At 56.2% G+C, this 17,544-nt stretch carries 13 protein-coding genes; 5 read left to right on the top strand and 8 right to left on the bottom strand.

Features of this window, described 5'->3' with window-relative positions; translation table 11 throughout:
- Positions 1 to 266 precede the first annotated feature (266 nt).
- Entirely contained in the window at positions 267 to 1,169 is a 903-nt protein-coding gene (psrA, locus tag M8370_RS14525) for an L-proline-binding transcription factor PsrA (RefSeq protein WP_029882549.1), read from the top strand.
- Here psrA and M8370_RS14520 read toward each other — a convergent pair.
- From M8370_RS14520 to M8370_RS14510, 3 genes are all read right to left on the bottom strand, one after another.
- Positions 1,141 to 1,932 carry a substrate-binding domain-containing protein gene (locus M8370_RS14520; RefSeq protein WP_248056013.1) on the bottom strand — a complete coding sequence of 264 codons (792 nt, stop codon included), beginning with the start codon at positions 1,930 to 1,932 and terminating at the stop codon, positions 1,141 to 1,143. The two genes, psrA and M8370_RS14520, sit on opposite strands and share 29 nt — an antisense overlap.
- Before the next feature lies 1 nt (position 1,933).
- Entirely contained in the window at positions 1,934 to 3,232 is a 1,299-nt protein-coding gene (locus M8370_RS14515; protein WP_250021229.1) for an MFS transporter, read from the bottom strand.
- A 340-nt stretch (positions 3,233 to 3,572) separates the two neighbouring features.
- A complete protein-coding gene (locus M8370_RS14510; protein ID WP_013097761.1) occupies positions 3,573 to 4,871 on the bottom strand; it encodes a serine hydrolase domain-containing protein in 1,299 nt (432 codons plus the stop codon).
- A 67-nt stretch (positions 4,872 to 4,938) separates the two neighbouring features.
- Between M8370_RS14510 and M8370_RS14505 the strand changes: the two genes are divergently transcribed.
- Entirely contained in the window at positions 4,939 to 5,868 is a 930-nt protein-coding gene (locus tag M8370_RS14505) for a LysR family transcriptional regulator (protein WP_239511005.1), read from the top strand.
- On the opposite strand, the gene fumA is transcribed toward M8370_RS14505, so the two are convergent.
- Together fumA and M8370_RS14495 are read right to left on the bottom strand one after the other, a co-directional pair.
- On the bottom strand, positions 5,857 to 7,506 hold the full coding sequence (gene fumA / locus M8370_RS14500; RefSeq protein WP_020687590.1) for a class I fumarate hydratase FumA: 1,650 nt from the start codon (positions 7,504 to 7,506) through the stop codon (positions 5,857 to 5,859). The genes M8370_RS14505 and fumA overlap by 12 nt on opposite strands.
- Positions 7,507 to 7,558: 52 nt before the next feature.
- Positions 7,559 to 9,067 carry an anion permease gene (locus tag M8370_RS14495; RefSeq protein ID WP_013097758.1) on the bottom strand — a complete coding sequence of 503 codons (1,509 nt, stop codon included), beginning with the start codon at positions 9,065 to 9,067 and terminating at the stop codon, positions 7,559 to 7,561.
- Between the two features lie 608 nt (positions 9,068 to 9,675).
- Here M8370_RS14495 and M8370_RS14490 point away from each other — a divergent pair.
- Both M8370_RS14490 and M8370_RS14485 read left to right on the top strand, forming a co-directional pair.
- A complete protein-coding gene (locus M8370_RS14490; protein WP_250021228.1) occupies positions 9,676 to 12,456 on the top strand; it encodes a flavocytochrome c in 2,781 nt (926 codons plus the stop codon).
- Positions 12,457 to 12,550: 94 nt separating this feature from the next.
- Complete coding sequence (locus M8370_RS14485) at positions 12,551 to 13,513, top strand: FAD:protein FMN transferase (protein ID WP_045292550.1); 963 nt, start codon at positions 12,551 to 12,553, stop codon at positions 13,511 to 13,513.
- Here the strand turns inward: M8370_RS14485 and dcuR are convergent.
- Both dcuR and M8370_RS14475 read right to left on the bottom strand, forming a co-directional pair.
- Entirely contained in the window at positions 13,494 to 14,213 is a 720-nt protein-coding gene (gene dcuR, locus M8370_RS14480) for a two-component system response regulator DcuR (protein ID WP_013097755.1), read from the bottom strand. The two genes, M8370_RS14485 and dcuR, sit on opposite strands and share 20 nt — an antisense overlap.
- On the bottom strand, positions 14,210 to 15,826 hold the full coding sequence (locus tag M8370_RS14475; protein ID WP_013097754.1) for a sensor histidine kinase: 1,617 nt from the start codon (positions 15,824 to 15,826) through the stop codon (positions 14,210 to 14,212). Before M8370_RS14475 ends, dcuR begins: the two co-directional genes overlap by 4 nt.
- Before the next feature lie 164 nt (positions 15,827 to 15,990).
- Between M8370_RS14475 and M8370_RS14470 the strand changes: the two genes are divergently transcribed.
- Complete coding sequence (locus M8370_RS14470; protein ID WP_248031311.1) at positions 15,991 to 16,854, top strand: N-acetylmuramic acid 6-phosphate etherase; 864 nt, start codon at positions 15,991 to 15,993, stop codon at positions 16,852 to 16,854.
- Between the two features lie 56 nt (positions 16,855 to 16,910).
- On the opposite strand, the gene M8370_RS14465 is transcribed toward M8370_RS14470, so the two are convergent.
- Positions 16,911 to 17,544: porin (locus M8370_RS14465; RefSeq protein ID WP_250021227.1), on the bottom strand; the 634-nt coding region annotated here is incomplete at its 5' end.

Raw genomic sequence — 17,544 nt, 5'->3', positions numbered from 1 at the left:
GCCAGCCCTCTGCCATTATTCAAACACTTATCCCGTTTCCTTTCAGTGACAAAAATCCCATTGAGACGATCCCCAGCGGAAAACATGGCACAACGGGTGATACAGAGCGTTTATCGACGTTTGATTTCCCCGAGCGCGTCGATCAGTTGCGCCTTCTCCACGGATATTTGCTTATTGTCCTGAAGCGGTGCTAGTACCTCTCTGATTCATAAGTCGCTATTATGAATGTTCGAGTTTCCAGAAAGCGCTAAGGATTGCCAGAATCTATGCCCGTCAATTTCGACCTCAACGATCTTTATGCCTTCCGAGCGCTGGTGGAGTACGGTAACTTCCGTATCGCCGCAGAATCTATCTGCCTCTCCCAGTCCGCCTTAAGCCGCCGCATTGAAAAGCTGGAGACCGCCGTCGGCGCGAAACTGTTCGACAGAACCACCCGGCGCGTGACGCTGACGCTCTTCGGGCAGACCTTTGCCGACCGCTGCGGGCAGCTTCTGGAAAACGTGGAAACGATGCTGGCGGATATCGACAAGGTGAGCGAGGAGCGTACCGGGCTTATTACCGTCGCCACCGTGCCTTCGGCGGCCTGCCATTTTATGCCGGAGGTGATCCGCCAGTTTCATCGCCGCTATCCGCGCGTGCGCATCAAGCTTATCGACAGCAGCGCGGGCAACGTCATTGACGCGGTAGCCAGCGGGCAGGCGGATTTTGGCATCTGTTTTGCGAGGAGCCTACAGCCAGATCTCACCTTTATTCCGCTGGTGGAGGATGTATACGTCGCCGCGTGTCGTCGCGATCATCCGCTGGCGGGACGCAAGAGTCTGACCTGGCAGGCGTTTTATCAGCAGGATTACATCAGCCTGGACATTACATCGGGGAACCGGAATCTGCTCGACCAGATGCTCGGCCATATTAAGCCGGAGCGCCCGGGGATCTGCGAGACGCGCCACGTCACCACGATGCTGGGAATGGTAGAGGCGGGGATTGGCATTGCTGCCGTCCCCGCCATGTCAATGCCGCACTCTGAGCACTCCTTCCTGACGCATATTCCGCTGACCGAGCCCGAGGTCAAACGCACTGTCGGGCTGATCCGGCGCAGCGGGCGTATTCAGTCGTGGATTGCCGCTGAGCTTGAAACACTCATTACTGCACGTTATCGCGCGGCGGAGTGACGGGGATCATCCCGGTGGCGGTGATGGTCTCCTGCGCGTTTGCTGATGCGAGGTAATCCAGCAGCGCTTTACCTTCGGAAGGATGCTCCGCGTGAGCGGTGACCGCGCCGGCAAAACGGGTGATGTACTGCAGGTTATCCGGCAGTTTGCCGACAAAGGTTACGCCCGGCACGGGTAACAACTCGCTGACCTGCTGGAAACCCACGGCGTATTTCCCTTTTGCCACCTCGGAGGCGACCGGTATGCGCTCCACCTTATGCGCTTTGCCCTCTAACTGTGCTTCAATCCCCAGCTTTTTAAAGAGCTCTGTTTGCACATACCGGCCGCTGGCGCTGTCGGAATAGGCGATGGTGGTGGCCTTAAGCAGAGTCTGTTTGAGCGCGCTATCCGTTTCGATATCCGGTACCGGCGAGCCGGCTTTCACCACCACGCCGATGGGCGAATCCGCCAGTTCAACGCGCGAGCCTTCTTTGACCATCCGGTCATTCGCCAGGTGCGCCAGTGCATCACCCACCATAATCACCACGTCTGCTTTTTCACCGCGCGCCAGTCGGTTGGGGATCGCCTGCGGCGTCTGTCCCATCGACGGCCCCGGGATCAGCACGATATGGTCGCCCGTCCGGGCTTCATACTGGGGGGCGAGTTTTTCCAGCGCGGCCTTAAAACCGCCTGAAATCATGACCGTCACCTCCTGGGCCAGCGCGCCTGCGCTGGTCGCCAGTATTACCAGCCCGGTCAGACCTGAACGTACAAATATGCGCATATTATCCTCTCTGTACTTGCAGACGCATCGCGCTGCGACGGTAGAGATAAAGCGTTGCCAGCAACGCGCAGATCGCCGCGAAGCTCATCCAGTAGCCCGGAGAGGCTTTATCGCCGGTGTACTCAATCAGGGCCGTTGAAATGACCGGTGTAAACCCGCCGAAGATCGCGGTAGCAAGGCTATACGCCAGTGAGAAACCGGCAACACGCACTTCAACCGGCATGATCTCCGTCAGCGCCGGGATCATCGCGCCGTTATAGAGGCCATAGAGGAAGGAGAGCCACAGCAATACGCTCAGCATCATGGAGAAGCTCGGTGCCTGCGCCAGCAGCGTCAGGGCCGGATAGCTGGTTGCCAGCGCCAGCAGCGTCATGGCAACCAGCACCGGTTTACGGCCGAAGCGGTCCGACAGGGCACCGCCCACCGGCAGCCAGATAAAGTTGGAGATGGCCACCAGCAGCGTCACCAGCAGGCTGTCGGAGGCGCTGAGCATTAACACTTTTTTGCCGAAGGTAGGCGCATAGACGGTGATCAGGTAGAACGCGGTGGTGGTCATGGCGACCATCAGCATACCCGCGACCACAACCGGCCAGTTCGCCAGCAGGGTGGTAAAGACCTGACGCATCGCCAGCGTGTGACGGCGGGTGCGAAACTCTTCGGCCTCTTCCAGCTTGCGGCGCAGGAAGAAGATAAACGGCACAATCAGGCAGCCGAACAGAAATGGGATCCGCCAGCCCCATTCACGAATGGCGCTCTCTTCCAGCATCGCGTTCAGCGCAAAGCCCATTGCGGCGGCCACCATAATCGCCACCTGCTGACTGCCGGATTGCCAGCTGGTAAAGAAGCCTTTGCGACCCGGCGTGGCAATTTCAGCCAGGTAGACCGACACGCCGCCAAGCTCCGCCCCGGCGGAAAAGCCCTGCAGCAAGCGTCCAGCCAGCACCAGCAGTGGCGCCCACAGGCCGATGCTCTCATAAGAGGGGATCAGCACAATCAGGAAGGTACCGGCCGCCATTATCGACAGGGTGGTGATTAACCCTTTACGGCGACCCACCTTGTCGATGTAAGCCCCGAGGACAATCGCGCCAATGGGGCGCATTAAGAAGCCTGCGCCAAAGACGGCGAAGGTCATCATCAGCGAGGCAAACTCACTGCTCGCCGGGAAGAAGGTATGCGCGATGTAGGTGGCATAGAACCCGAACAGGAAGAAGTCGAATTGCTCAAGGAAATTGCCCGAGGTGACGCGAAGTATCGCGCCCGCTCTTGCGCGAACGGTTGCAGGTGGGGTTGAGGAAATCATGGTCGTCTCCAGTTTTTTATTGACGTGTTGTCCGTCTGTTTCTGAAAACTGGCGCATTAAACGGAAATTAATAAGCGCAAATCACGCATGGACTGATGCGTACTGCACATCAATGACAGGACGTTGACCGGGATTTACATACCTAACAATAACTTAACAATTCATTGATTTTTCATTCACCATAATTCGCTAAGTGGCTGATATCGCTATTTTGTGATATCGCGCAGAAGGGCAGAGTAGCCGCTGCTCTTGTCGGGTGGCGCTTCGCTTACCCGACCTGTGAATTTTGTAGGCCCGTGCAAGCGTAGCGCCGCCGGGCAAAACTGGCAGAGCGCTCTATTCAGCGCAGCGCCTGCGCAATCGCGCTAAACATCAGCGACGCTTCCAGCGGCTGGGCGCTGAAAGACGGCTCCGCCTGCGGCCAGGTGGACCACTGGACGATCACCAGGTTTTCCTTTTGATTCACCATAATCATCTGGCCAAAAATTCCCAGCGCCCAGAGTGAATCTTTCAGGGAATCCTCTGGCGCGGGCTTAACGTCTGTTGCCGTGGCGGGCACCTCGTTATTCCACCACTGATAGCCGTACAACCCTTTCGGATGCGCGTCTGAGACGGAGCCTTTCGCCTGGGTCCAGTCTGACGACTCTTTTACCCAGCCGTCAGGCAGGATCTGTTTGCCCGAAGGGAGCGTACCGTTATGCAGGATAAATTCGCCGAAGCGGCCCCAGTCTTCCAGCGTGGCGTTAAAGCCGTGCGCGCCGACATCGTGCTGGCCTTTACGGTAGGCATGCCATACGCCGTCGTTCGCCATCCCGTACGGCTGCCAGATGCTTTTCTCCAGGTACGCCGCCAGCGTCATACCGGTGGCGCGCTCCAGCACGTCACCCAGCAGCCACGCGCCACCCGATGAATAGGACCAGTTCTCTCCGGCGGGGTGTTCCCGATGTAACCCCTTCACCAGCTTACGCACGCAGTCGTAGGTGCCCGGCTTCGCTTCGCATTCGGTGAGCTGCGCGAAATCAGACTGTGGGTTGGTGTAGTCTTCGTTCCACGCCACGCCAGAGGTGTGAGTGATTAGCTGTCTCAGCGTCACGCCATCCCACGCCGTGCCTTTTAAATCGGGTTCGTAGCGGGTGATAAGATCGTCAAGGGAGTGGATTTTGCCCTCTTTAAGGGCGACCCCGACCAGCGCAGAGACCACGGATTTCCCCACCGAACGTGATGTCCAGAGCGTGGAATCGGTATTGCCTTCACCCAGATATTTCCATGCAATTTTGCCGTCCTTCAGCACCAGCATGCCGCTGACGTTCTGGCGCTTCACGTAATCCTGGAGGGTATAGGTCTTGCCATTAACCTGATACCGGGCGTCGGTAAGCGGTTTCTCTGCTGCCAGCAGCGGTGTGGCCTTTCCGTGGCGGAAAACATCGCCCGCGTAGTTGCGATAGTCGTTACGAAAGCCCACCACGCGATCCGCCTGACTCCAGGTGAGCATGCTGTGCGTGTCGGGAAGGGTTGCGTCAAACGGTGCAGGACACTGGTTGAGGTCGGTGCCGTGACAGGCAGCCATAACGGCAGGGGATAAGAGGCTGCTGACCACCAGTGCGGCGAGCAGGCTGCGGTTTAACGTTTTGTTTTTCATGTTTATCTCGTTTGGTTCAGGAAGGACTTCAGTTTAAGAAGCCGCGCCCTATAATAAAAAACGGGTTATGGGGGAAATTCCCCCGAAAAACGGAATGAAGGGAGAGCAGGCGATGGTCTATTCATTTGCCCAGCTGGAGGCGTTTACCGCGGTGGCAGAGCACGGCAGCCTGATGAAGGCGGCCATTAAGCTCGGTAAAGACCGTACGACCCTGCGCGATCTGATCGATTTTCTTGAGGACGGGCTGGGTTATGCCCTGTTCCTGCGCGAGGGACGCAGCGTGCGGCTAACGCCTGAAGGGGAACAGCTTCAGCGACAGGCGCACCTGCTGATGCGTCAGGTGAAAGCCTTTGAGGCCTTTGCCAGAGCGGTGCCGGACAGCGCGACGCAGGACATTGCTCTTGTTTACGATCCGTTCACTCCCCGGGCTTTTCTGCAGGCGCTGATTGCAGAGATGGCGGCACAAAAAATACGCCTGAGCCTGACCAGCGCGTCGCGTGACGAGGCCGAAGCCCTGCTGGCGAGCGGAGAGGCGGATTTAGGTATCTGCCAGGCGCGCAACCGCAGCGTGGGTAATGAGATGGAGTGGCGGGCTCTGGGAGCCATCGACATGGATTTTTACGCCGCAGACGCGCTTTTTGCGAAGGTTGCCACGCCGGTTTCGCTGCTCGATCTCTCTCTGGTTCCGCAGGTGGTTATGCATGCCGCGTCAGATGAACCGGTTGCCCGTCGTCTGCAAATTGCCGGGCATACCCTTTTCACTAATGAAATTGAGATGCTGCGCGGCCTGCTGGAACAGGGCTGTGGCTGGGGCTTTTTGCCGACCCATCTTCATGCGACGCAGTGGAAAAACGTAAAAAGGCTGCCCACCGAAGTGGGCAGCCAGGGGATAAGTCAGACGATGGTCACTATCTGGAAGCCGGGCAGCGACAAGCGTGAGAGGATCAATCAAACGTTGTCGCGGCTGCCGGCACTATGGAAACGCTCAGCGCTGTGAACATCCCTGGCACTGTTTGTTCTGGATCTGCTGGAAGAAGTCGTTACCTTTGTCATCCACCAGGATAAACGCCGGGAAGTTCTCCACTTCGATTTTCCAGATGGCTTCCATTCCCAGTTCCGGATACGCCACGCACTCCAGGCTCTTGATGCTGTTTTGCGCCAGTACCGCCGCCGGGCCGCCGATGCTGCCCAGGTAGAAGCCGCCGTGTTTGTGGCAGGCATCCGTCACCTGCTGGCTGCGGTTGCCTTTGGCCAGCATGATCATGCTCGCGCCGTGGGACTGCAGTAAATCCACATACGAGTCCATGCGGCCTGCAGTGGTTGGGCCGAGGGAGCCGGAGGCATAACCTTCCGGCGTTTTGGCCGGGCCCGCGTAGTAAATCGGATGGTCTTTAACGTACTGCGGCAGTTCCTCGCCGTTGTCGAGCAGCTCTTTCAACTTCGCGTGGGCGATATCACGCGCCACGATGATGGTGCCGTTCAGCGACAGGCGGGTAGAGACCGGGTGCGCGGAAAGCTGCGCCAGGATCTCGTTCATCGGCTTGTTGAGGTTGATGCTGACCACGTCGCCTTCGCCCTGCTGGCGCAGCGATTCAGGAATGTACTGACCCGGGTTGTGCTCCAGTTTTTCAATCCAGATCCCGTCGCGGTTGATTTTCGCTTTGATGTTACGGTCTGCGGAGCAGGAGACACCCATGCCGATTGGGCAGGAGGCACCGTGGCGCGGCAGGCGGATCACGCGGATATCGTGAGCGAAGTATTTACCACCAAACTGCGCACCCAGACCCAGGTTCTGCGCTTCCTGGAGCAGTTCCTGTTCGAGCTGAACATCGCGGAACGCCTGGCCGTGCTCGTTCCCCTCGGTAGGCAGGGCGTCGTAGTAGCGGGTGGAGGCCAGCTTCACCGTTTTCAGCGTCGCTTCCGCGGAGGTTCCGCCAATCACGAAGGCAATATGGTAAGGCGGACAGGCCGCGGTACCCAGGGTACGCATCTTCTCCACCAGATAGTTTTTCAGCTTCGCCGGAGTGATCAGCGCTTTGGTTTCCTGATAGAGGTAGGTTTTGTTGGCTGAACCGCCGCCTTTCGCCATGCAGAGGAATTTGTACTCGTCGCCGTCGACGCTGTAGAGGTCGATCTGCGCAGGCAGGTTGGTGCCGGTGTTCACCTCTTTATACATATCCAGCGCCGCGTTCTGGGAGTAGCGCAGGTTGTCTTCGATGTAGGTGTTGTACACCCCCTGACTCAGCGCGGCTTCATCGCCACCGCCGGTCCAGACGCGCTGGCCTTTTTTACCCATGATGATCGCTGTGCCGGTATCCTGGCAGGTTGGCAGCACGCCTTTAGCGGCGATTTCAGAGTTACGCAGGAACTGCAGGGCAACGTACTTATCGTTCTGGCTCGCTTCCGGATCGTTAAGAATGGCGGCGACCTGCTTCTGATGGGAAGGACGCAGCATAAACGCAGCATCGTGGAACGCCTGCTGCGCCAGCAGCGTCAGTGCCTCTGGCTCGACTTTCAGGACTTCCTGACCGTCGAACTCAGCAACGGAGACGTGCTCTTTGGTCAGCAGATAGTATTCGGTGTCGTCGTGCGCGAGTGGGAAGGGGTTTTGATAAAAAAACGGTTTGTTTGACATAGCTTGCTCCAGAAAAATAAAACCGCCGGAGGAGAAGTCCGGCGGTCAGGAATCAGAACATCATGGACATCCACGGATAACCAATCAGCAGCAGGGCCGCCAGGAAGATGGCACCGAAGATAGTGCCCAGGCGCCAGTAGTCTTTGGTTGGCAGGTAGCCACTACCGTAGTAAATCGGGCTTGGGCCGGTACCGTACGGGGTGATGATCCCCATCACACCCAGCGAGGTCACCATCAGCAGGACGAAGACTTCCATATTCATGCCCGGAATGGTGGAGGCGATGGTCAGCATCGCCGGCAGCAGCGCGGTGGTGTGCGCGGTGGTGCTGGCAAACAGGTAGTGCAGCAGGTAGAACGCCAGCAGCAGCACGATGGTGGCAACGCCCGGCGAGATACCGCTCATTAACAGACCGCCTTCTTTACCCAGCCAGCTGATAAAGCCGGTAGAGGAGAGGCCGTCCGCCAGCGCAACCAGGGTGGCGAACCAGACGAAGGTATTCCACGCGGCTTTATTTCCGGTGATATCGTTCCACTCCAGCACGCCGGTCCACAGCATCAGACCCACAATCAGCAGGGCAGCCATGGCTGGTTCAATCCACGCGGCGGCGAAGATCCACATCAGCAGCGCACAGCACACGAACACCAGCAGCAGAATTTCATTGCGGGACAGTTTGCCCAGTTTTTCCAGTTCACGGGTTGCCCACAGCGGTACTTCATTATTCACTTTGACTTCTGGTGGGTAGAACCAGTAGGCCAGCAGCGGCATGGTCAGAATCAGCAGAATGCCCAGCGGCAGGAAGGCGAGGAACCAGGTACCCCAGGAGATATCAATCCCTACCGTGCTTTTCACCAGCGCCAGTGCCAGCAGGTTCGGCGCCAGGGCGGAGAGGAACATCGAGCTGGTGATACAGGCCGCGGTGATCGCCACCCACATCAGATACGAACCAATTTTACGCGCGCTTGGGTCGTTTGGTTTTGAGCCATACAGCGGCGGCAGGTTAGCGATGATCGGGTAGATGGTCCCGCCGCTACGTGCGGTGTTGGACGGCGTAAACGGTGCCAGCAGCAGGTCCGCGAAGGTGATGGCATAACCGAGCGTCAGGCTGCGACGGCCGAGATATTTCACCAGAATCAGCGCCAGACGGCGGCCGAAGCGGGTTTTATCATAGCCCGCGGCGAACATGAAGGCGCCGAAGATCAGCCACACAGTCGAGTTACCAAACCCGCTCACGGCCCACTTAAAGGAGGCACCTGCCAGCTTGAATTTCGGGTCGGCCAGCTGTTCAGGGCTGAACAGCACCCACTGGCTGCACAGCGCAATCGCCACCACGCCAGTCAGACCGATCACCGCGCCCGGCAGCGGTTCGAAGATTAAGCCGACGATCACGCCGACAAAGATCGCGAAGTAGTGCCACGCATAAGGCGGCAGTCCTTCTGGTACCGGAACAAACAGCAGCAGGACGGCGACGATGACGGGCAATGCCATCATCAGCAGTCGTTTTGCTTTCCCATTTGATGCCTGGTTCGCCACAGGGGGCGTTACAGCAGTTTTTGTATTCATAGTTTCACGTCTTAAGTTGTCAAAAATTCGGTCGCACTGAAAAACAAAATTGCTTTCTTAAGTTTCTTTGCTTTTTTTAGTTATTAAAGGTGCTGATTTGTATTTTCAGTAATAGCTATTTAACGCATTTTGGTTTGCGCTAAATTAAAAATTGATGATGTTTTTATATTGCGCTTTTGGATGCCATAACTATTGATCGCGATCAAAAAAAGGGAATTGCAGCGGTATTTTTATGCTTTTATTAATAACCACTCTGGCGTATATGGGTATTACGTATATTATGAGTTCAATTTATCATTTCTGTAACAATGTTGAGTTTTGATAGTTTTTATATTGTTGATTTATATGGGATTTATTGGTTTTTGGTGAAATGGTTTTACCATTCGTTATTTAACGAATTTTAAATTATTGTGAATGGCTAAATTACAATATCTAACACCAATGTGTTATTTGTGTTATCGCAGGGATTAAATAGTTTTTTAACTAACGTAATAACTTTAGAAACTAAAAAAATCATTATATTAATATCATGACATCGGCAAATAACGACGAAATAAAAAATCAATCCGATAACGAATTCTTAATTTTTAAAGTTTGGAGTTTCAATTATGAGCACTAACGAACGTATTCTGAGCCCCTTCACATTACCGAATGGCACTGAACTGAAAAACCGTTTGTTAATGGCACCCATGACCACCTGTACCGGCTATTACGACGGCACGGTCACCAGCGAGCTGGTGGAGTACTATCGGGCCCGTTCCGGCAGCATTGGTACCATTATTGTTGAATGCTGCTTTATCGATGATCTCGGCCTTGCGTTCCCCGGCGCGATTGGTATCGATAATGACGAGAAAATCGCCGGGCTGGCGAAAATCGCGGACGCCATTAAATCCAAAGGCTCGAAAGCCCTGCTGCAGATCTACCACGGCGGCCGTATGGTCGATCCAAAACTGATCGGTGGCCGCACGCCGGTTGGCCCAAGCGCCGTTGCCGCGCCGCGTGACGGGGCCGCCACGCCGGTTGCCCTGACCGGTGAAGAAGTGGAAGGCATGATCGGCAAGTTTGGTGAAGCCGTTCGCCGCGCTATCCAGGCCGGTTTCGACGGGGTTGAAATTCACGGCGCAAATACCTACCTGATTCAGCAGTTCTACTCCCCGAACTCTAACCAGCGCGACGACGAGTGGGGCGGCAGCCGCGATAACCGCGCTAAATTCCCGCTGGCGGTGCTGGATGTCACGCACAAAATGGTGCGCCAGTACGCTGACGACGCGTTCATTATTGGCTACCGTTTCTCCCCTGAAGAGCTGGAAGTCCCGGGCATCCGCTTTGAAGACACCATGTACCTGCTGGAAAAACTGGCGGCGCGCGGTGTGGATTATCTGCACTTCTCCGTAGGGGCGACCCTGCGTCCTTCCATTGTCGACACGCAGGACCCAACCCCGCTCATCAAAAAATATTGCGCCATGCGCTCTGAAACCCTGGCTCAGGTTCCGGTGATGGGTGTCGGCGGCGTGGTAAATGCCGCTGACGTTAACGAGGCGCTGGATAGCGGTTACGACCTGATTGCCGTGGGCCGCGCTACCATCGCTTACCCGGACTGGACTGACCGGATCGCGGCCGGTGAAAGTCTGGAGCTGTTTATGGACAGCACCAAACGCGAAGAGCTGAGCATTCCTGAACCACTGTGGCGCTTCTCGCTGGTGGAAGCGATGATCCGCGATATGAGCATGGGCGAATCAAAATTCAAGCCAGGCATGTTCACTGAGAAGGTGCAGGACGATGTTAACGAACTGGTAATCAACGTTAGCCTGGAAACCGATCGCATCGCCGATATTGCGCTGGCGTCTGGCCCGAGCGAAGACGTTGAGTTTGTCACCAGCTTTGAAGAGATCCGCACCCGCATTCTGGACGCCAACACCCCGCACGTGGATGCCATCACGGGTGCAACCAGCCAGAGTGAAGCGGTGAAGAAAGCGGTCTCTAAAGCGATGCTGAAATCCAGCAAAGCGCTGGCGGCGGAAGAGGGCGCTGACCCGAACGCGACCCGCAGCGTGGATGTGGTGGTAGTGGGTAGCGGCGGTGCCGGTCTGGCCGCAGCCATTCAGGCCCACGATGAAGGCGCGAGCGTGCTGATCGTTGAGAAGATGCCAACCATTGGCGGGAACACCATCAAAGCTTCTGCCGGGATGAATGCCGCCGAGACGCGCTTCCAGCGGGTGAAAGGGATCCAGGACAGCAAAGAGTTGTTCTACCAGGAGAGCCTGAAAGGGGGCGGTAACAAGAACAACCCGGAACTGCTGCGCCGCTTCGTGGAGAATGCGCCGCAGGCGATTGAATGGCTGGCAACCCGCGGCATTATGCTGAATGACATCACCACCACCGGCGGGATGAGTATTGACCGTACGCACCGTCCAAAAGACGGCTCTGCGGTAGGCGGCTATCTGATCAGCGGCCTGGTGCGTAACGTCAATAAGCGCAACATCGACGTAATGCTTGATACGTCTGTCAGCGACATCCTGTTCGAAAACGGCGAAGTCACCGGCGTGCGTCTGACCACAGAAGAGAACGAAACCCTTACCGTGACCACTAAAAGCGTCATTGTCGCCACCGGTGGCTTCAGCGCCAACAGCCAGATGGTGGTGAAATACCGCCCTGACCTGGAAGGTTTTGTCACCACCAACCACAAAGGGGCAACCGGCGGCGGTATCGCGCTGCTGGAACGCATCGGTGCCGGTACGGTAGATATGGGCGAGATCCAGATCCACCCAACCGTTGAGCAGAAAACCTCGTACCTGATTTCCGAATCCATTCGCGGCGGCGGAGCGATTCTGGTGAACCAGCAGGGGAACCGTTTCTTCAATGAGATGGAAACTCGCGATAAAGTCTCGGCTTCAATCATCGCACTGCCGGAGAAATACGCGTATATCGTCTTTGACGAGCACGTTCGTGCCAAAAACAAAGCGGCGGATGAGTACATCGCTAAAGGCTTTGTGACCAGCGCCAGCTCGCCAAAAGCCCTGGCCGAGGCGCTGGGAATGGATTACCACGCTTTCCTGGCGACCCTTGAGCGCTACAACGGCTTTGTTGAAAAACAGTATGACGATGATTTTGGCCGTACCACCGCGCTGCGTGCGCCCATCAACGAAGGGCCGTTCTACGCCATTCAGATTGCGCCGGGCGTGCACCACACCATGGGCGGCGTAACCATCAACACCGAAACCTGCGTGCTGGACAGCAACCACAACGTGCTGCCAGGGGCGTTTGCGGCCGGTGAAGTGGTCGGCGGGATCCACGGCGGTAACCGTATCGGCGGTAACGCGGTGGCAGATATCATTATTTTTGGTACGCTTGCAGGACATCAGGCGGCTATGCGTTCGAAAAAGCAGTAAGACCCCTGTGTTGTATGCCGGATACGCGCAGCGTTATCCGGCATTTTCCCCGGCGGCGCGGTGCTTGCCGGGGCTACATCTGAGGACTCATGCTATGCCTGATGACCATCGCGTTTACAGTTATTCCGCCGTCCTGATGGGCTCTCCCATCCTTCTGAAACTCTTCTCCCATGACGAAGCCCTCGCATCCCGCGTGTTTCGCCTGATCAAACAGTACGAAGATCTGCTTACCGTTAACCGTGCGCACTCTGAAGTTATGGATATCAACCATGCGGCGGGACAGCGGCCCGTCAGCGTCAGCCGTCCGGTGTTCGAGCTGATCCGCTGCGCAAAAGCGGCGAGTCTGCTCAAGGACAGCGCGTTTAACCTGGCGATTGGCCCGCTGGTGAAACGGTGGAAAATCGGCTTTCGCGGCGACAGCGTGCCGCCCGCTGAAGACATCGCCGCCTTGCTGGCGATTACCCGTCCTGAGGATGTGGTGCTGGACGAGGCCAGCAGTAGCGTCTTTTTGACCCAAAAAGGGATGGAGATTGATTTGGGCGCCATCGCCAAAGGCTATATCGCTGACAGGGTGCGGGATTATCTGCGCAAAGAGGGCGCTGAACTCGGGCTGATCAACCTCGGGGGCAATATCCAGACGCTGGGCTCGCCGGAGGGGGGCTGGAGCGTGGGGCTTAAAAAACCGTTTGCGGGTGATGAGCTGATCGGCGCGATGACGGTGGAGAACCGCTCCGTGGTGACGTCGGGAACCTATGAACGCTACTTTGAACAAAACGGCAGGCGCTATCACCACATCCTGGACCCGCGTACCGGGTATCCGCTGGATAACGAACTGGACAGCGTGACCATCATTTCAAACGATTCCATCGACGGGGATATCTGGACCACGCTGATGTACGGCATGGGCGTGGAGAAAGGCTGTGCGGTACTGCGTGCGCGACCTGATATTGAAGCGATCTTTGTGACCAAAACAAAAGAAGTGGTGCTCTCGTCAGCGCACCACTTCCGCTTTACTTTACTGGATAATAGTTACCGCATTACTGACAGTACTGTTTGAGCAGGCCTGTCTGCTCGGGCTGGAGACGGTAACGATATACCGGGCGCCCGGTAGCGCCGTAGTGAATGCTGGTGAACAGAATATTGATTTGCGCCAGCCAGATCAGATATTTGCGGCAGGAGACGCGCGAGATATTCACTGCACTGGCCAGGTCATCGGTGGAAAACTCGGTCTCCGGGTGAGCGTCAATCCACTGGCAGATAGTGCGCAGCGTTTGCGGCGTTAACCCTTTTGGCAGCTTTTTGCTGTCTGCCAGCTCCGGCGCCCCGCCGTGGATCAGCCTGTCGACGTCCGCCTGCTCATAATACTGGTGCGAGCCCATCAGGCTGTGCTTTGCCTTCCAGCCGTTCAGCGCCTCTTCAAAGCGCGGGAACTGGAACGGTTTAATCAGATAATCCACCACGCCGTAATGGATAGAGGTCTGGATTGTCGCGGCGTCCGCAGCCGAAGAGATCATAATGACATCGATTGGGCGACCGGAGGCGCGGATCACTGGCAGCAGATCCAGCCCATTATCCTGCTGCATGTAGACATCCAGCAGCACCAGATCAACCGGCTGGGCAGGGTTGTTAATAATGGCCTCGGCCTGGTTCAGCGTGGAGGCGACGCCGCAGCAGCTAAAGCCTTCAACACGGTTAACATACAGACGGTTGAGGTCGGCTACCATGGCGTCATCATCGACAATTAATACATTTATCACGCGATATTCCTCTCGCTATCCCAGGGGATGTGAACAAAAAATTGGGTAAATACGCCAGGTTCAGATTCGACGGTGATATCACCGCCCAGGTTCTGAATTTGCTGGCGGGCAAGGAACAGCCCAACGCCCCGGTTTTCACCTTTTGTTGAGAAGCCTTTAGTAAAAATAGTCTCCAGCTGGGCGGGATCAATTCCCGGGCCGTCATCGCTGACTTCACAGCTGAGCCAGCCATTCTGATAGTGCAGCAGCAGGGTGATTTCGCCTTCCGGCTGGCCCTCCATCGCGTCCAGTGCGTTTTCAATCAAATTACCGAGCACGGTGACCAGCACCGCGACCTGCTCTTCGTTGGCGGTATCCGGTATCTGGCACTCATCCGCCAGGGTGAGGGTGATCCCCGCTTCTTTCGCCCGGTTGATTTTACCCAGCAGGAACCCGGCAATAACCGGGGATTTCACCTTGCTCTGGATGGTGCCAATGTCCGTCTGATAATTGTGCGCTGTCTGCAGGATGTACTCTTCCAGTTTGTCGTAGCGCTTGATATGCAGCAGACCCAGGATCACGTGCAGTTTGTTCATAAACTCGTGCGTGTGGGCGCGCAGGGCATCGACGTAATTCACCATGCCGTCGATGCGCTGCATCAGCTGGCTGATTTCGGTTTTGTCGCGGAAGGTGGTGATGGCGCCTATCACCCGCTCCTGGCTTTTCACCGGCACCATGTTGCACAGCAGCAGCCGTCCGTTGCAGCTGATCTCCTGATCCTGACGCGCGATGCCCGTTTTTGACACCTCACGCAGGCTGGCCAGCAGGGGGGCGCTGGCGTTTTCGGTCTGCTTGCCGGAGGGCAGGAGCAATATCTCTCTGGCGGTGTGGTTTATCATCGTCACGCGGCCATGAATATCGACCGCTAACACTCCTTCGCGCAGCGACTGCAGCATCGCCTGACGTTGTTCAAACAGCGCGGAGATTTCATACGGCTCCAGCCCGAACAGGATGCGTTTCAGAACGCGAACCAGTCCCCAGATCGCCATGGAGCTCATAAAGATACTGAACAAAATGGTCCAGACGGCGTTGAGTCGCCCGCGGGCGATCTGGTCTTCCACTTTTTTTAGCGAGATGCCGACCACCACCACGCCGATCTGCTCGTGCTGGCTGTCATACACGGGCGTAAATACGCGAAGGGCTTCCGCGAGCGCGCCCCGGTTAACGGAGACGTTCTCTTTCCCTTCCAGCGCCGGGTTCAGATCGTCGCCGATAAAATGCAGGCCAATCAGCGCTTCGTTCGGGTGCGAATAGCGAATACCGCGCATGTCGGTGACCACGGTCAGCAGCAGGTCGTTGCGTTTTGTAACGCCCTGGGCGATGGGCTGGATGATATCGGCCTGCGGCGGTTGCATCAGGCCACGCTGGATCTCCGGGCTGTTCGCCAGCGTACGGGCAATACCCAGCGCCGTATCCTTGACGTCATCACGGGTTGCCCGGGTGATCTGCACTGAATAGAGCGCAAAGACCAGCAGCAGCACAGAGGCGATGATCGCGCACACCATCAACGTGACCAGCGTGTTCAGTTTCATGGGGCGCTTGCGCGTCTGGGGAAAGGGCTGCAAATCGCTCATCAACACTCCGCGATGAAGAAGAAAGGGGTAATTATCGCCGATGACGCGCTTTTCTTAAAGCTGTGTAAAAGCATGCATTTGCTCCGCTTTTCGTGACCCTCCTCGCATGTCATCCATATAAAACACTTTATAGTGTGTGGGTACTCATAATAAGGAGGCTGTTTATGAGCATTATGCTTACCGGTTCGGCCAAGGAAAGACGGCACGCCAGCACGATGAATATCGATAGATTGTCCACGCTGGACATGCTGAAAGTCATTCACCAGGATGATGCACTTATCTCCGCTGCAATCACCCCTTTTTTACCCATTATTGCCCGTGTGGTGGATAACGCCGCCGCGACCCTGAGCCACGGGGGGCGTCTGGTTATGGTTGGCGCGGGGCCGTCCGGCTGTGTGGCGAAACAGGCGGCGGATGAGTATGCCCCGGGTAAAACCCCGGTGATGGCCATCACGGCGGGCGACGATGCGACAAGCTACGAGCGCGGCGTTGCCGACCTGCAGGCGATTAACTTTGGCGAGCACGATATGATGCTGGCGGTCACCGTAAGCGGAAAAACACCGTGGGTCTGGGGCGCCATGCGGCATGCGTGGTCGCTCGGTTCACCGGTGGCGGTGATTACCGATAATGCGCAAAGCGAAGCGGCGCAGCTGGCAAGTATGGTGATTGCGCCAGAGCTGGGCCCGGATGTGGTTGCCGGGTATCTGAACACCAAAGCGGCCATTGCGCAGAAAATGATCCTCTCTATGGTGACCACCGGGCTGGCCGTCCGCACCGGGCGGGTTTACAGCAACCTGCGCGTGGATCTGGAAGCGAGCAGCACCCAGTGGGCTGAACGGCAAATCGCGATAGTGATGGAAGCGGGGGGATGCACCCGAGCGGTAGCAAAAGCCGCGCTGGAGAGCTGTAACCATAACTGCAAAACGGCGGTGCTGATGGTGCTGACCGGGCTGGATGCATGGAAAGCGCATGAGTTACTTGCGCAGAACAACGGGTTTATTCGGGTGGCGTTGCAGGAAGCGCCGTAATAGAGAGCGCAGGAATAAAAAAAGGCCGCGATTGCGGCCTTTGCACTTTTTAAATATTAGAACTGATAAGTTAAACCAATACCTACAACGTCATCGGTAGAAATACCATACGCCTCATACAATGATTCATCTTCATCAAGCAGGTTGATTTTGTAATCGATGTAAGTGGAGAAGTTTTTATTGAAATAGTAGGTACTTGCAACGGAAATATAATTGACCAGGTCGTGGTTGAATCCTTTACCATCCAGGTCTTTACCTTTTGAGTAGACCCAGGCGAGGGAAGGACGCAGACCGAAATCAAACTGGTATTGCGCAACAGCTTCAAAGTTTTGAGTCTGGTTGGCTATACCATAATTACCAATTGGAGTCATATTGCGGGTTTCTGCATACATCATCGCCAGATAGACATTATTGGCATCATATTTTGTGCCAACGGTCCAGGCTTCGGCTCTTTCACCTCCGGCCATACCGATGCTTTCAAAAGCTTTGCCTTCAGCAACCTGAACATTCGTACGGTCAGAAGATGCGTAAGCTGCACCGAAGCTGAGACCACTTAAATCGCCGGAGAAATCATAGGAGGTTGAAATACCGAAGCCATCACCATTCTGGAAACGTGGATTTTCATGGCCATTGCGAGTGCCTTCCTGATCTTCATTATTATTGGTGCCTTCATTGGCTGCCTGATATTGC

Source organism: Enterobacter cloacae complex sp. OE43NF (assembly GCF_023544405.1).
Taxonomy (GTDB): Bacteria; Pseudomonadota; Gammaproteobacteria; order Enterobacterales; family Enterobacteriaceae; genus Enterobacter; species Enterobacter cloacae.
Note: the sequence above shows the minus strand (reverse complement) of the source record. Positions and strands in the feature narration are given on the sequence as shown.

Coding starts and splice junctions, on each gene's coding strand:
- M8370_RS14475 (WP_013097754.1), bottom strand. CDS start 15,826: ATGAGCGATTTGCAGCCCTTTCCCCAGACGCGCAAGCGCCCCATGAAA.
- M8370_RS14515 (WP_250021229.1), bottom strand. CDS start 3,232: ATGATTTCCTCAACCCCACCTGCAACCGTTCGCGCAAGAGCGGGCGCG.
- psrA (WP_029882549.1), top strand. CDS start 267: ATGCCCGTCAATTTCGACCTCAACGATCTTTATGCCTTCCGAGCGCTG.
- M8370_RS14510 (WP_013097761.1), bottom strand. CDS start 4,871: ATGAAAAACAAAACGTTAAACCGCAGCCTGCTCGCCGCACTGGTGGTC.
- M8370_RS14490 (WP_250021228.1), top strand. CDS start 9,676: ATGAGCACTAACGAACGTATTCTGAGCCCCTTCACATTACCGAATGGC.
- M8370_RS14520 (WP_248056013.1), bottom strand. CDS start 1,932: ATGCGCATATTTGTACGTTCAGGTCTGACCGGGCTGGTAATACTGGCG.
- M8370_RS14495 (WP_013097758.1), bottom strand. CDS start 9,067: ATGAATACAAAAACTGCTGTAACGCCCCCTGTGGCGAACCAGGCATCA.
- M8370_RS14485 (WP_045292550.1), top strand. CDS start 12,551: ATGCCTGATGACCATCGCGTTTACAGTTATTCCGCCGTCCTGATGGGC.
- M8370_RS14505 (WP_239511005.1), top strand. CDS start 4,939: ATGGGGGAAATTCCCCCGAAAAACGGAATGAAGGGAGAGCAGGCGATG.
- M8370_RS14470 (WP_248031311.1), top strand. CDS start 15,991: ATGAGCATTATGCTTACCGGTTCGGCCAAGGAAAGACGGCACGCCAGC.
- fumA (WP_020687590.1), bottom strand. CDS start 7,506: ATGTCAAACAAACCGTTTTTTTATCAAAACCCCTTCCCACTCGCGCAC.